This is a genomic window from Moraxella bovoculi 237, from assembly GCF_000696305.2.
GTDB lineage: Bacteria > Pseudomonadota > Gammaproteobacteria > Pseudomonadales > Moraxellaceae > Moraxella > Moraxella bovoculi.
Genome location: NZ_AOMT01000005.1, coordinates 101,580 through 116,144, shown reverse-complemented (window position 1 = coordinate 116,144; position 14,565 = coordinate 101,580). Strand labels below are relative to the sequence as shown.

Sequence of the window (14,565 nt, the reverse complement as noted above, 5' to 3'; positions counted from 1 at the left end):
CACCCAATCAATGCTATAATTCACCCCATAATTCCCTCTCATTTTTACAGCATTTTAAACAAGTTATTCATAAAGACATCCAATAAAAAGAGACATTAATGGCATTTGTACATTTGGGCGTGCACAGTGAGTTCGCCATCGTTGATTCCATTGTACGCATCAAAGAACTGGTCAAAAAAGCCAGTGAAGATGGTCAGACCGCACTGGGTTTGGCAGATGTGAACAACATGTTCGCTGCGGTTAAGTTCTATAAGGTTTGCACGGCAGCTGGCATTAAGCCTATCATCGGCGTGGAAGCCACGATCGGTGAAGACATTGATCGCCTCGCCGAAGAGAATAATCATTCGGTGATACTGTATGCCATGAATAATGACGGCTACAAAAACCTACTGCGCCTATTGTCCGATGCCTATACCAACCGACCCATGCAGGACGGCTCAGTGACGGTGCACACGCCCATCATCACCAAGGAAGCTTTATTTACCAATAACGACGGTATCATCGCCATTTTGACCGATCGCTCAGAGACTGCCGCCATATTAAAAGGCAATCATCCTGAGATGTTCGCTACACCTGTTAAGCCTTGGCACGATGCTTTTGGTGATCGCCTGTACCTTAGCATTAAGCGCACACACGAATCGGACAACGCCTATAACCGCGAAGTGATCATTCAAGGCTCAAAGGCAGGCATTCCAATCATCGCTCATAATGACGTGCGATTTATCAATCCAGTACCACAAGATGTCGGACAAGCCAAAGAAAACAACGCCAGTAGTGACTTTGATGCGCACGAAGCTCGCGTGTGTATCGCAACAGGCTACACTCTAGAAGATACAAACCGACCTAGAGATTACACCGAAGCGCAGTATTTTCGCAGCCAAGCAGAGATGGAAGAGTTATTCTCAGACATCCCGAAAGTCATCGAAAACACCAACCTACTTGCCAGTCGCTGTAACGTCACGCTTACCCTAGGTATTAACGTCCTGCCCGACTTTCCCATTCCAGAAGGCGACACCATCGAGAGTTTCTTTAAAAAGGTCAGCCTAGATGGTCTTCACCAACGACTTGCCAAGCTGTATCCTGAAGATAAGCGCGAAGATGACTGGGATGCGATTTATCAATCATATAAAGACCGATTGGATTATGAGCTTGGCATCATCCTTAAGATGGGTTTTCCAGGGTATTTTTTGATCGTGATGGACTTTATCCGCTGGGCAAAAGCCAATGGCGTGCCTGTCGGTCCGGGACGTGGCTCGGGCGCTGGCTCTTTGGTGGCTTATAGCCTAAACATTACCGACCTTGATCCACTCAAATACGATTTACTATTTGAGCGTTTCTTGAATCCTGAGCGTGTGTCGATGCCTGACTTTGATATCGACTTTTGTATCGAAGGGCGCGACCGCGTGATCGACTATGTGGCGCGAACCTACGGGCGACAGGCCGTCTCACAGATCATTACCTTTGGTACCATGGCGGCGCGTGCGGTGGTGCGCGACGTGGCACGAGTTCAGGGCAAATCATATGGTCTTGCCGATAAAATCTCAAAACTCATCCCAAAGACACCTGGCATCTCACTTGATGAGGCACGTTCAGAAGAGCCGCTACTCGAAGAACTCCTAAAAGAAGGTTCAACACACCCCGACCATCAAGCCGCCACAGAAATCTGGGAGATGGCAAAAAAACTAGAAGGTATCACGCGCAACGTCGGTAAACACGCAGGTGGCGTACTCATCGCACCCAATCGAATCAGCGATTTTAGCGCGGTGTACTGCGATGACAAAGGACACCCTGTCAGCCAGTTCGATAAGGACGACGTCGAGGCAGTAGGCTTGGTGAAATTTGACTTTCTAGGACTTCGAAACCTTACTGTCATCCAAGCTGCGGTTGATAACATCAACATCACTCGCGCCAAGCTCGGTCAAGAACCCATTGACCTTGAAAAGCTCCCCTTAGATGACAGCGACGTCTATCAGTCTGTGCTACAATCAGGTAATACCACCGCCGTGTTCCAGCTTGAAAGCTCAGGCATGAAAAAATACCTAAAGCAGCTCAAGCCCACCAACATCGAAGACGTCATCGCAATGTGCGCCCTGTATCGCCCAGGCCCGCTAGAATCAGGCATGGTGACAGACTTCATCGATCGTAAACATGGCATCCAAGAACCCGCCTATCCCCATCCTGATTTTCAGCATGAATGGCTAGAGCCACCCTTAAAAGCGACCTATGGTGTCATCGTCTATCAAGAACAAGTCATGCAGATCGCTCAGGTACTCTCAGGCTACACCTTAGGTGGTGCTGATATGCTACGACGCGCCATGGGTAAAAAGAAACCTGAAGAGATGGCAAAGCAGCGCAGCATCTTCGTAGAAGGTGCGATCGGACAAGGCATATCCGGCGACTTGGCAGGTCAGATTTTTGATCTGGTAGAGAAATTTGCAGGTTATGGTTTTAACAAATCGCACTCTGCTGCCTATGGCGTATTGGCTTATCAGACCGCATATCTTAAGTACTACTACCCTGCCGAATTCATGGCGGCCGTACTTTCATCGGAGATGGATGACACTGACACCATCGTGTTCTTGATTTCTGATTGCAAAGAGAACTTTGATCTGTCTGTCATCCCACCGAGCGTGAATCATAGTGATTGGCACTTTGTCGTACAAGACGAAAAAACCATTATCTATGGTCTTGGTGCCATCAAAGGCGTGGGTGAGGACGCGGTGGCAAGCATCGTCAAAGCACGAAAAGAAAGTAAATTCAAAGACCTTTATGATTTTTGTAATCGTGTTGACATCAAAAAAGTCGGCAAACGCGCCTTAGAAGCGCTGATTTGCGCGGGCTGTTTCGATGATTTGGCTATACAGATTAAGCCAGAATTTGCCGAACAAGAACTGCGTCATCATATCCGCGGTGGACTGTGGGCACAGCTGCCTGCTGCCATGCAAGTCGCTGAGCAAAACCGCCAAAACGCGCTGGCTGGCACTTTTGATTTATTTGGCGAAGTGGACGACGGTCTGTCTGTCGCGCCCGAACTGCCCGACATCGTCTGGGGTGATCAGACCCGCCTAAAGGGCGAAAAAGACACGTTAGGCTTATACCTAACAGGTCATCCGCTGGATAAATACCGTGATGAACTAAAAAAATACACCAATGTTAGCCACCTAAGCGAGCTGTCGGACACTGGTTATAATAAGTTTGCCCGTGTGGCAGGTCTGGTTATCGATGTCGCCAACTTCGGCAACCGTGTCGCCATCACGCTTGATGATGGCAGTGCGCGCGTGGAAGTTAGCTGCTTTACCGACAAATTCTCACGTCTACAACCCATCCTAGAGACCAACATCGCACTTAGCGATCGACTGCTGGATAAATACGCTCATCTTAGTAGCGATAAGAACTTTAAACCAAAAGATCTCAACGCCCAAACCCTGCGCAAAATTGAAGATAAAACCGACTGGGAATACATCTCCAACCTAAATGGCGCAATCATCATCGCCACGCTAAGCGTGCGTGAGAATGATGGTCGTGTTTTTGCCAGAATGCAGAACGCCATGACGCTAACCCAAGCGCGATTAAAGCACCTATCGGCGGTAAACATTAAACTATACGCTCATGACATGGAAGGACTAAGCAGACTAATACCACTTCTAAAAGAAAACACACCACCTGCTGCCAATCTCATCCCATCGCCTACTGACGACAATGAGGAGGAGATCGAAGATGCGGTGGCTTATGACGAAGAAGGTAATATCCTTACGACCACAGCACCTACAGTATTAAGAGATGGCTGTCTGCCGGTATCGCTGTTTTTGTATGATGAATGCAGCATCTCACGCGTCTCGGTCAATGATCGATTCCGCCTATATCCCAGTGATGACGTGCTTGATGAGCTAAGAGCAATACTGCCATCGCAGAATGTATTATTAAGATAAGTTATGAATTTAATCTCTCAACTGGCGAGCATTCGCATCGTCATGATTGGCACCACCCTACCCGCTAACATCGGCTCGGCTGCTCGTGCCATGCACACAATGGGACTGTCCGATCTGGTTGTCGTGAATCCACGTCTACCCATTGATGACACTAGTGTTGCCAATGCTGCAGGTGCGACCTCTGTGCTTGATTCTGCGCGCATCGTCAACGACCTGAATGAAGCCTTGTCAGACTGTCACATGGTATTTGCAGCATCCGCGCGCGTTCGTCATATGCCACGTCCCGTCATCGCCCCAAAGATGGCAGCAGAGCTAATGATGAATTTTCATCAGGCACATAACAATCCTAACGAACCCATCCCAAAGATCGCCATCTTATTCGGGCGTGAAGATCGCGGTCTAACGAACGATGAACTTTCGCTGGCGGATTATCACATCCAAATCCCCGCCAATCCTGAATATCCCGTTCTTAATGTCGCCGCCGCCGTACAGGTGATTGGTGCGTTCATCTATGATGCACTGTCAAATCATGCATCAAAATCAGAAGACGACCTCTCCCAAACTCATCAGCTTAACCTAAATATCCGCCAAGACTGGGATGAACCTGCCATCACACACGCTCAGCAGCAAAACCTTAACAGCAGTCTCATCGATTTGCTTATTAAGCTTGACTTGGCAGACGATCAGGACTTAAAGCATCCGCCCATGCGCCTATCAAGGCTCACAAGTCGGGTGCAGCTTGACCAAAAAGAATTTGCCCTACTGCGCGCATTAATTGCCAAAATTCATGTTAAAATCAGCCAAAACCAGCCAGATTAGCCAAGTTGTCTTGATAATAGCTTGATTGTCTTATAACTATTTTAAGGATCATTCGTGTCATTCATTCAAAGAATCAAAAATCTCAAAAACGCCATCAATGATGACTTAGAAGCCGTATTAGATCGCGACCCTGCCGCTCGCACCAAGGCAGAAGTATTCATCACGTACCCCGGCATACACGCGCGTACCCTACACCGCGCCGCTCATACCTTGTGGGAGAACGACCACAAATTCCTAGCACGAAGCTTGTCGCACATCAGCCGCGTCACGACAGGCATCGAGATTCACCCTGCCGCCAAAATCGGTAAGCGCCTATTCATCGATCACGGCATGGGCGTGGTCATCGGCGAGACTGCTGAGATCGGCGATAATGTGACACTCTATCATGGCGTCACCTTGGGTGGTGTCTCATGGGAAAAAGGCGCCAAACGCCACCCCACGCTTGGCGACCATGTGGTCGTGGGCGCAGGTGCCAAAATCCTAGGCGGCTTCACCGTGGGTAATCACGCCAAAATCGGCTCAAACGCCGTGGTCGTAAAGCCCGTACCAGAAAATGCCACCATGGTCGGCTCCGCTGCCCGCATGATCGACAAGAACAGCAAAAAAGACGCACCAAAGGTCAGCCAAGAACAGACGCAGGCAGCGGATGAACTGTTCAACGCCTACGGGCTTAAGCCCGACACTCAGGACCCCGTGGCCACAAGCATCGCGGCACTCCTAGCGCACATTCAGAATCAAGACAGACGCATCGATGAACTACAAAACGCCATCTGCAAGCTAGATCCTGAGTTTTGCAGTCAAGCCATCGAACTAATCTGTAAAGATGACCTAGACGTCCTAAAAACCCAAAGTTAATGGCACAAGATGATGCATTTAAGATGACAAAATAAATCATAATTCTGTTATAATTATTCGCTTTATTCATTAGAAATAACAAGGAATCTCATGACTGACAGCACTCAGCCAACCACCCCAAAGCGCGTATTAACAGGCATTACCACCACTGGCATTCCACACTTAGGCAACTATGTCGGCTCAATTCGCCCTGCGATTGCCGCTGCCAACGAGGCGATCGCACGTGGCGACGGTGATGCTTTCTTTTTCTTGGCGGATTTTCATGCCTTAATTAAATGCTTCGATCCTGATGAGATTCATCGCTCCACTCGTGCCATTGCTGCAACTTGGCTCGCCTGCGGTCTGGATCCACAAGCGGTAACTTTCTACCGCCAGTCAGACATTCCAGAAATTCCAGAGCTGGCTTGGGTGCTAAATTGCTCATGTGCCAAAGGCTTGATGAATCGAGCCCACGCCTATAAAGCCGCTGTTGATATCAATGCCGCCAAAGAAGATGTTGATCCAGACTTTGGCATTACCATGGGATTGTTCAGCTATCCTGTATTGATGGCGGCTGACATTTTGATGTTTAACGCCACTCATGTACCTGTCGGTAAAGACCAAGTACAGCATATTGAGATGGCAAGAGACATTGCTGGCACATTCAATTTTAAGTACAAGCCCCTGTTCATTCAGCCAAACGCCGTCGTTGATGAAGACATTCCCTTATTAACTGGGCTTGACGGTCGCAAAATGAGCAAATCTTATGGCAATACCATTCCATTATTCGGCGATGGCAATCCGCAAGTTGACCCACAAAAAGCCCTAAAAAAAGCGATCTCTCAAATCGTCACCAATTCACAAGCACCCGAAGAACCTAAGAATTGTAACGAATGTACCATCTTTGAGATTTATCGCGCCTTCGCCACCAAAGAAGAGATCGAAGAGTTAGCCGCCCACTATCGTCGTGGCATCGGCTGGGGTGAAGCTAAGGAAATCTTGTTCAACAAAATTAATGACGAAATTGCGCCGATGCGCCAGCGTTATTTTGAACTCATGAATAACCCAAAAGAGCTTGAAGAAATCCTACAAATGGGTGCCGTCAAGGCTCGTCGAGTCGCCCAAAAGCAACTGGATAAGACACGCCGCGCCATCGGCATCAAGCCTCTTGCCAAGCTTAAATAACGTGATGGATACCGCCCAAGTACAAGATGCTAAGACCATTCGCATCTTTGATACGCCTGTTGAGAGCCTGCCCGATGACTTATACATCCCCCCGCAGGCTTTTGCGATTTGGCTTGAGCAATTTGCCGGCCCGCTTGATTTTTTGTTGTATTTGGTTAAGAAAAACAACTTCGATCTGACCGAGACCGCCATTTTACCCATTACGGAACAATACTTAAGCTACATCAAAGACTTGGATGAAGAATATTTTGAATTGGCGGGCGATTATCTGTTGATGGCGGGCACGCTCATCGCCATCAAGAGTGAGCTGTTATTGCCACAGCCAGATATTGATGATGAAGGGGTAAACCCCAAAGCAAGACTCATCAGAAAACTCGAAGAATACGCTCAGATCAAAGAAGCTGCTCAAAGGCTTGATAGGTTGATACGACTAGAAAGAGATGTGTTTTTGGCATTTACCAGCTTGCCCAGCATCGAGGCGATGCGCGCCGAACTGCCAAAATACTCTCCGCAGATTCTCGTTAACAGCCTCGTCACCATGCAGATTAAGCCTGATTATCAGATGCACACAGTCAATGTGGATCCCGTGCCACTGCCCGAGCGCATCGCCAACATCACCCGAATGCTCAGCGAAAAAGGCTCATCCACTTTCAAAGAGCTGCTAGAACCCACCCAAGGCAAGCTTGGCGTGGTGGTAAGCTTCGTGGCGGTGCTTGAGCTGATTAAGCGCGGCTTGGTCGGTCTTAGTGAGTACAGCGATGACTTCGATGACGAAAGTGCGCACAACTACGCACTTCAAACCACCGAAAAACGCGCCAAAAACACCCTGTCAAGCATCGACAACACCGGTCATGCCATCGGCGAACAAACCCTATACTGGCTACATTAACCCATGCAAAACACCCTAACACCACTTACTTTAGATGTTGAATCAACAAAACAAGACAGCCATAAAGAGCTGCTCGAGTCGCACGCCACCGCCGAAGCACTAAGTCGCTATATCGAGGTGCTACTACACGCAAGCGAAACACCCCTAACCGATCAAGATCTAAAAAAACACCTATCTATGAGTAGTGATGAGCTCCAAATGGCGCTAATCATCCTAAAAGAGCGACTGTCGGGTAGCGTACTCACCCTAGGCAAGACCGCGAGCGGATACCGCCTGCAGATCAAGGACAGTTATTCTCGGCTCATTCAGCAGATTTTTCCAGAGCGTCTTGAAAGCCTAAGCCAAGCCCTACTTGAGACCTTGAGCGTCATCGCCTACAAGCAGCCCGTCACACGCTCTGACATCGAGCAGGTGCGTGGCGTTACCGTGTCAAGTAACATCCTAAGACAGCTGTTCGATAAGGGCTGGATCATGGAGAAAGGATATAAAGACACACTCGGTCGCCCAGCACTGCTACATACCACACCAGCATTCTTGGATGCATTTGGATTGGCAAGCCTAGATGAATTGCCGCCATTGCCTGACTTACAGAGTCTAAAAGTAAATGGCTAAATCACCTGTTAATTAATGTACTTACACATCAATACAGATTTTACTTGCTAATTTAACCCAAAAGTCTTATCATTGATCTTTTAACATTGTGAAATGTTATTTTCCAACCACAGGACACCATCATGACCGACACGCCAGACATCATCGAAACCCCCACCGATAATGCACGCCCAGAAGGCGAAAAACTTCAAAAACTACTTGCCCGCATGGGTCTAGGCTCTCGCCGTGGACTCGAAGAGATCATCAAATCAGGACGTGTTTCTATCAACGGTAGCATAGCCACGCTTGGCGATCGTGCCAGCGCGATGGATGAGATTCGTGTCGATGGTCGCCTAGTACACATCAAGGCAGAACGCGAAAAACGCCGCCGTATCATCGCTTATTACAAGCCTGAGGGCGAGATTTCATCAGCTTCAGATCCAGAGGGTCGCCCCACTGTTTTTGACCGTCTGCCCAAGCTAACCGGCGACAGATGGGTAATGGTAGGACGCCTAGACATCAACTCATCAGGACTATTACTATTCACCAACGATGGTGAGCTGGCGCACCGCCTCATGCACCCATCAAGTGAAGTAACTCGTGAGTATGCCGTGCGTGTGCTTGGTGAAGTTACCCCCAAGATTTCTCAGAATTTGACCCGTGGCGTCGAGCTAGAAGACGGTATGGCAAAGTTCGATGACATCAAAGAAGGCGGCGGCACAGGCGTCAATAAATGGTATCACGTTAAGATCAAAGAAGGTCGCAAGCGTGAAGTTCGCCGTATGTTTGAGTCTCAAGAACTTAAAGTATCGCGCCTAATTCGTACTCGCTACGGCACGGTAATTTTACCAAAAGAGCTGCGCACAGGACGATTCATTGAACTTGATGCCAAAGAGATCGGCAAACTAATCGAGACAGTCGGATTGCGCCCACGCATAGGTACAGGTCTAAACACCGCCGCCAAAGAAAAACAAGCACGCATTCACAAAAAACCACTAAAAATCTCGCGAAATTCGTCGCCAAAAACACGAACGCCATGAGCGTGAAGAAAAGCGCAGACAGCGTACCGGTAACAAAAAACGCCCAAGCAGCGACAGCCGTCAGCGCAGCCCAAATCTAAAAAACGCAACTTTTACAAAGCATAATCCAAAAAAGGCGAGATCATCGCCTTTTGGTTTGTCTTTTTGAACTTGGAATTGTTTATGTATCCTTTTTTACGTCTTGCCAAAACCATCGTCAAAAGCTCAATCGACTTCAAACAAGGCGACACACTGAATCTGACCGACACCAGTGAATATCACTTCAAGGCACGCTTAAACGACATCGATAACTTTCTTGAGATGAATAACGGGCGAATATTTACCCTATTTGATTTAGGTCGAACAGATTTTGCCATTCGTACAGGGCTTGGTAAAAAACTCATCCAAAACCGATGGGGGCTGGTGGTGGCAGGTAGCACCATCCAGTATCGCAAGAGAATTCGTGCCTTTGATGACGTCATCATGAAGACCAGGCTGTGCGCCGTCGATGAACGCTGGTTCTATATTGAGCAGACCATGTGGGTTAAGGGTAAATGCACCTGCCACGCCCTGCTTCGCACCGCCGTCACCAACATCAAAACGGGCAAGACCATAGACACCAAAACCGTATTAAGCGCATTAAATCTATCCGACATTAACATGCCGCCTGACGAATGGGTGCAGTCTTGGGTAAATGCTGACAAGCTGCGTCCTTATCCAAGCGAATGACTCTAGCAAGCCTAAATTAACGAAATTTAGGCTTTGTCATATGTTGGTTGGAAACAAGCCAAGTTTTTAAATTTTCTTACAATTTATTGGTTAAATGTATGGCCTACCAATCCCCCATTTAATTATAAAATATAGAAATACCATAATTTATTTTATGAATATCTATTATCAATTGTATCAAAATATGTTTTAATACGCAGAAAATTAAGGGCTGTCATATTGTTTTAACAACAATGCCAGACAAAATCAGTCGATACTGTCAGCTCTTTATGATTAAAATAGCCGTCTCGTTTCGGCAAGATTAAACTTTTTAAACCCGCCTTTTTGGTTGGTTAATTCTTTATTTTTCATGAGATATCACATGACTACCATCGTTAATGCTGCAGAATTTGTCCGTCATCAAGCCCTAGTAAACTGGGTCAACGAGATTGCGCAGCTTACTAAGCCTGCTGCCATCGAATGGTGTGACGGTTCAGACGAAGAACACAAACGCCTAATCAATCTAATGATTGATAACGGCACCATGGTGAAATTAAACCAAGAAAAACACCCCAATTCTTATTTGGCCTTCTCAGATCCATCAGACGTAGCGCGTGTTGAAGACCGCACTTTCATCTGCTCTGAACAAGAAATTGACGCTGGCGCTACCAACAACTGGAAAGCCCCCGATGAAATGCGAGCAATTTTAAATGAGAAGTTTAATGGCTGCATGGCGGGTCGCACCATGTATGTTGTGCCGTTTAGCATGGGTCCGCTGGGTAGCCACATTGCCCACATCGGTGTTGAAATCACCGACAGCCCTTATGTTGTCGTCAGTATGCGTAAGATGGCTCGCATGGGCAAGGCTGTCTATGATGTACTAGGAACAGATGGTGAATTTGTACCATGCGTGCATTCTGTTGGTAAGCCATTAAGCGATGGCGAAAAAGACGTCGCATGGCCTTGCAACGATGACAAATACATCGTACATTTCCCTGAGACTCGTGAAATCTGGTCTTATGGTTCAGGTTACGGCGGTAACGCTCTACTTGGCAAAAAATGCCTAGCCCTTCGTATTGCATCTGTGATGGGTCGTGAACAAGGCTGGCTGGCTGAACACATGCTAATCCTAGGCGTTACTAATCCAGAAGGCAAAAAACACTACATCGCTGCAGCATTCCCATCTGCCTGTGGTAAGACCAACTTCGCCATGCTAATTCCACCAGCAGGCTACGAAGGTTGGAAAGTTGAAACTGTGGGTGATGACATCGCATGGATCAAGCCATCGGCGGACGGCAGACTTTACGCCATCAACCCAGAAGCAGGCTTCTTCGGCGTAGCACCAGGAACAAATACCAAAACCAACTCTAACTGCATGAGCACCCTAGGCTCAGACGTTATTTACACCAACGTCGCCATGACTGAAGATGGTGAAGTATGGTGGGAAGGCAAAACCAAAGAAGCACCAGAAAACCTAATCAACTGGAAACGTGAAAAACATACAGGCGAAGAGAAAGCTTCTCACGCAAACGCACGCTTTACCGTATCTGCCGCTCAATGCCCATCTATCGACCCACAATGGGAAAACCCTGAAGGTGTGCCTATCTCTGCCTTTATCTTTGGTGGTCGTCGCGCTGACACTGTGCCATTGGTATCTGAATCCCTTGACTGGGTGGACGGCGTATATAAAGCCGCAACCATGGGTTCTGAAACCACTGCTGCCGCTACAGGTGCTCAAGGCGTGGTTCGTCGCGATCCATTTGCGATGCTACCATTCGCTGGTTACAACATGGCAGACTATTTCACCAACTGGTTAGAAATGGGCGAAAAACTTGAAAAACTAACCGCTGAACACGGCACTCAAATGCCAAAAATGTTCAAAGTGAACTGGTTCCGTCGTGACGAGAATGGTGATTTCGTCTGGCCTGGTTTCGGTCAGAACATGCGTGTTCTAGAATGGATCATTAACCGCTGCGAAGGCAAGGCTAATGCTGTTGTTACCCCGATCGGTCTTGTTCCTACCTACAACGACATTAACTGGGCAGAATCAGACTTCAGCGAACAGCAGTTCAACCTAGTAACTAGCCAAGATAAGGCTGCATGGGTTAAAGAACTGCAAGATCACAAAGACCTATTCAATAAACTAGGCGAGCGCATGCCACAGGCTTTGATCAATCATCAAGCCAAACTGCTAAATGACGTGCAAGCTCTATAATTTCTGATCTAAAAAAACGCTCCGTAAATCGGGGCGTTTTTTTTCGTCTGTAGACTCATCATAAAATATCAAAAAAAGGTCAACCTTAAATCATGATACAATAACATAATAACGCCTCACAATAAGCCGACATGATGGGATGCTTATGAACATTCATCAGGATAAATACCATAATAAAAGCAGCGTGAAAGTTTGGATACTAAAGGACAAACAGGACAGATTGGTCAAATCCGCCTTCACCAAGGCAGAATTCTCGCCTGAAGAACAAGTCAATCTTCAACCGTCGATTCTCAAAAATTCACACAATTACATCACCTCACTCTACCCTGCCGCCAGCAGTTATCTGTTCGCTGAAGGCTTGGCAGAATGTTATGCACAGGCAAATTATGCTCATCGAAAGATTGATAAAGACGGTAAACCGATGCTGGTAGATTTGGTTGATGGTGAACTAAAACCTTTAACTTGTGAACATAAATGATCATCAAGCATCCAAAACAAAAAGGCAGATCGCTCTGCCCTTTTGTTAAGTTTATTCAGTCAAACAAAAAACTCATCATCAAATGCCATGATGCTTGATGAGCCTGCCTGCGCCATGTCGGCATGTGCATAAAGTTTTGGCAAGATCCTTTGGATAAAGTATTCCGCGAGTTTTAGGCGCTCTTCATAAAACTCACCTGGCTTGCCTTGGCATGCCCGTGCGATAAGCACATACATATAAGCATAGCACAGATAACCCACGGTATGCAGATAATCCACGGCTGAGGCATTGATGGCATGAGCGTCTGTCTTGGCAGTAGTCAGTAGCTGCTCGGTCAAGAATTTAACACGCTTGGCGGCCGAGATGGTCGCATCCTTGATGGCGTGATCAATATCTTGACAAGCTTCATTAATCTCGTCAATCAGCGCAAAGATCGCTACCGCATTGTTTTTAACCACCTTACGGCCCAATAAGTCCAAAGCTTGGATACCATTCGTGCCTTCATAGATCTGACTGATGCGTGTGTCACGCACGATCTGCTCCATACCCCATTCTTTGATGTAACCATGACCACCAAATACCTGCTGACAGTCGATGGTGGCGTTGAACGCCATGTCTGTCAAAAACGCCTTGGCAATCGGGGTTAATAATGCAACCTTGGCAGCGGCAGCTGATTTCGCCTGCGCATCGTCGCTGAATTTGGCAATGTCTAGCTCTCGCGCCACATACATGGCGAAAGTTCGTGAGGCGACACTATTGGTCTTGGCATTTAGGAGCATGCGACGCACATCACCGAACCCAATGATTGGATCAGCGGCTTTATCGGTATTTTTGATGCCATCATCATGTCTGCCCTGTAGGCGATCCTTGGCATAGGCGGCGGCATTTTGATAAGCCAATACGCTTGCACCCAGACCCTGAAGTCCCATCGTGACGCGTTCATAGTTCATCATGACGAACATCGTGGCAAGTCCCGTGTTCTCAGCGCCAACCATATAGCCTTTGGCATTATCGAAATTCATCACACAAGTTGCCGATGCCTTAATGCCCATCTTATGCTCAATCGATCCAGCTGCTACGCCGTTACGCTCGCCTAATGCACCATCGTCATTAACTAGGAATTTTGGCACAATAAAAAGCGAAATACCCTTAGAACCAGCGGGTGCATCCGGTGTCTTGGCAAGCACCAGATGCACGATATTTTCTGTCAAATCATGCTCACCGCCTGTGATGAAAATTTTGGTGCCTGTGATCGCATAGGAGCCATCATCATTCGGCGTGGCTCGCGTCTTGATGATGCCAAGATCCGTGCCTGCATGCGCCTCGGTCAGACACATCGTGCCAGACCATTCTCCTGAGTATAGTTTTGGCAGGTATAGCGCCTTTTGCTCATCGCTGCCGTTAGCCAACAAGCATAGCGTCGCCCCGACTGTCAGGTTCGGATACAGCGCAAACGCCTGATTGGCAGAGAACATCATCTCCTCGGTGAGCATGGTCACCATCTTTGGCATGCCTTGCCCGCCAAAGTCTGGATCACCGCCCAAGCCAATCCAGCCCATGTCGCTGTACTGCTTGAATGCATCTTGAAAGCCACTCGGTGTGGAGACCTTGCCGTCGCCTAAGTATTTTGCACTCTCATCATCACCTGACTGATTCAGTGGTAATAATACGTCACGGCTAAATTTTGCCATCTCATCTAAAATCATGTCCACCGTATCTGTATCCATGTGCGACAGGCTGGGTGTATTTTTCCAAAACGTCGGGGCATCGAACACGTCCTTTAGGGTAAAACGCATCTCATCTAGCGGTGCTGAATAATTTAACGTCATAATAAACTTCCTTTTTTAGAGCCACTCTTTATCCTTTATAAAAACATATTTTAATGTCTCGGTCAAGAT

General features: G+C 47.5%; 11 protein-coding genes. 10 read left to right on the top strand and 1 reads right to left on the bottom strand.

Annotated elements, in window-relative coordinates:
• The first annotated feature begins 98 nt into the window (after positions 1 to 98).
• From dnaE to MBO_RS00910, 10 genes are all read left to right on the top strand, one after another.
• Positions 99 to 3,929, top strand: a complete 3,831-nt coding sequence (gene dnaE / locus MBO_RS00955) for a DNA polymerase III subunit alpha (RefSeq protein ID WP_036362153.1) — start codon at positions 99 to 101, stop codon at positions 3,927 to 3,929.
• 3 nt (positions 3,930 to 3,932) lie between these two features.
• On the top strand, positions 3,933 to 4,748 hold the full coding sequence (locus MBO_RS00950; protein ID WP_036362150.1) for an RNA methyltransferase: 816 nt from the start codon (positions 3,933 to 3,935) through the stop codon (positions 4,746 to 4,748).
• Positions 4,749 to 4,802: 54 nt separating this feature from the next.
• Positions 4,803 to 5,603, top strand: coding sequence for a serine O-acetyltransferase (cysE, locus tag MBO_RS00945; RefSeq protein ID WP_152545074.1), 801 nt, complete (start codon positions 4,803 to 4,805; stop codon positions 5,601 to 5,603).
• Positions 5,604 to 5,693: 90 nt separating this feature from the next.
• Positions 5,694 to 6,767, top strand: a complete 1,074-nt coding sequence (gene trpS / locus MBO_RS00940; RefSeq protein ID WP_036362147.1) for a tryptophan--tRNA ligase — start codon at positions 5,694 to 5,696, stop codon at positions 6,765 to 6,767.
• A gap of 4 nt (positions 6,768 to 6,771) precedes the next feature.
• Positions 6,772 to 7,656: a segregation and condensation protein A gene (locus tag MBO_RS00935; protein WP_080702128.1), complete on the top strand. Its 885-nt coding sequence runs from the start codon at positions 6,772 to 6,774 to the stop codon at positions 7,654 to 7,656.
• 3 nt (positions 7,657 to 7,659) lie between these two features.
• Positions 7,660 to 8,268 carry an SMC-Scp complex subunit ScpB gene (gene scpB / locus MBO_RS00930; protein WP_052585207.1) on the top strand — a complete coding sequence of 203 codons (609 nt, stop codon included), beginning with the start codon at positions 7,660 to 7,662 and terminating at the stop codon, positions 8,266 to 8,268.
• Positions 8,269 to 8,390: 122 nt separating this feature from the next.
• The gene (gene rluB, locus MBO_RS00925) at positions 8,391 to 9,287 is read left to right on the top strand and encodes a 23S rRNA pseudouridine(2605) synthase RluB (RefSeq protein WP_052585206.1); all 897 of its coding nucleotides are present in this window, start codon (positions 8,391 to 8,393) and stop codon (positions 9,285 to 9,287) included.
• Positions 9,288 to 9,449: 162 nt separating this feature from the next.
• Positions 9,450 to 9,995, top strand: a complete 546-nt coding sequence (locus MBO_RS00920) for an acyl-CoA thioesterase (protein ID WP_036362142.1) — start codon at positions 9,450 to 9,452, stop codon at positions 9,993 to 9,995.
• A gap of 361 nt (positions 9,996 to 10,356) precedes the next feature.
• Positions 10,357 to 12,189: a phosphoenolpyruvate carboxykinase (GTP) gene (locus MBO_RS00915; RefSeq protein WP_036362139.1), complete on the top strand. Its 1,833-nt coding sequence runs from the start codon at positions 10,357 to 10,359 to the stop codon at positions 12,187 to 12,189.
• Positions 12,190 to 12,334: 145 nt separating this feature from the next.
• The gene (locus MBO_RS00910) at positions 12,335 to 12,667 is read left to right on the top strand and encodes a hypothetical protein (RefSeq protein WP_052585205.1); all 333 of its coding nucleotides are present in this window, start codon (positions 12,335 to 12,337) and stop codon (positions 12,665 to 12,667) included.
• Positions 12,668 to 12,726: 59 nt separating this feature from the next.
• On the opposite strand, the gene MBO_RS00905 is transcribed toward MBO_RS00910, so the two are convergent.
• Complete coding sequence (locus tag MBO_RS00905) at positions 12,727 to 14,496, bottom strand: acyl-CoA dehydrogenase C-terminal domain-containing protein (RefSeq protein WP_036362136.1); 1,770 nt, start codon at positions 14,494 to 14,496, stop codon at positions 12,727 to 12,729.
• Positions 14,497 to 14,565: the final 69 nt, after the last annotated feature.

What these genes read in the sequence shown, in the direction of transcription:
- MBO_RS00915 (WP_036362139.1), top strand. Translation starts at nt 10,357, where the DNA reads ATGACTACCATCGTTAATGCTGCAGAATTTGTCCGTCATCAAGCCCTA.
- MBO_RS00935 (WP_080702128.1), top strand. Translation starts at nt 6,772, where the DNA reads ATGGATACCGCCCAAGTACAAGATGCTAAGACCATTCGCATCTTTGAT.
- dnaE (WP_036362153.1), top strand. Translation starts at nt 99, where the DNA reads ATGGCATTTGTACATTTGGGCGTGCACAGTGAGTTCGCCATCGTTGAT.
- scpB (WP_052585207.1), top strand. Translation starts at nt 7,660, where the DNA reads ATGCAAAACACCCTAACACCACTTACTTTAGATGTTGAATCAACAAAA.
- MBO_RS00920 (WP_036362142.1), top strand. Translation starts at nt 9,450, where the DNA reads ATGTATCCTTTTTTACGTCTTGCCAAAACCATCGTCAAAAGCTCAATC.
- trpS (WP_036362147.1), top strand. Translation starts at nt 5,694, where the DNA reads ATGACTGACAGCACTCAGCCAACCACCCCAAAGCGCGTATTAACAGGC.
- MBO_RS00910 (WP_052585205.1), top strand. Translation starts at nt 12,335, where the DNA reads ATGAACATTCATCAGGATAAATACCATAATAAAAGCAGCGTGAAAGTT.
- MBO_RS00950 (WP_036362150.1), top strand. Translation starts at nt 3,933, where the DNA reads ATGAATTTAATCTCTCAACTGGCGAGCATTCGCATCGTCATGATTGGC.
- MBO_RS00905 (WP_036362136.1), bottom strand. Translation starts at nt 14,496, where the DNA reads ATGACGTTAAATTATTCAGCACCGCTAGATGAGATGCGTTTTACCCTA.
- rluB (WP_052585206.1), top strand. Translation starts at nt 8,391, where the DNA reads ATGACCGACACGCCAGACATCATCGAAACCCCCACCGATAATGCACGC.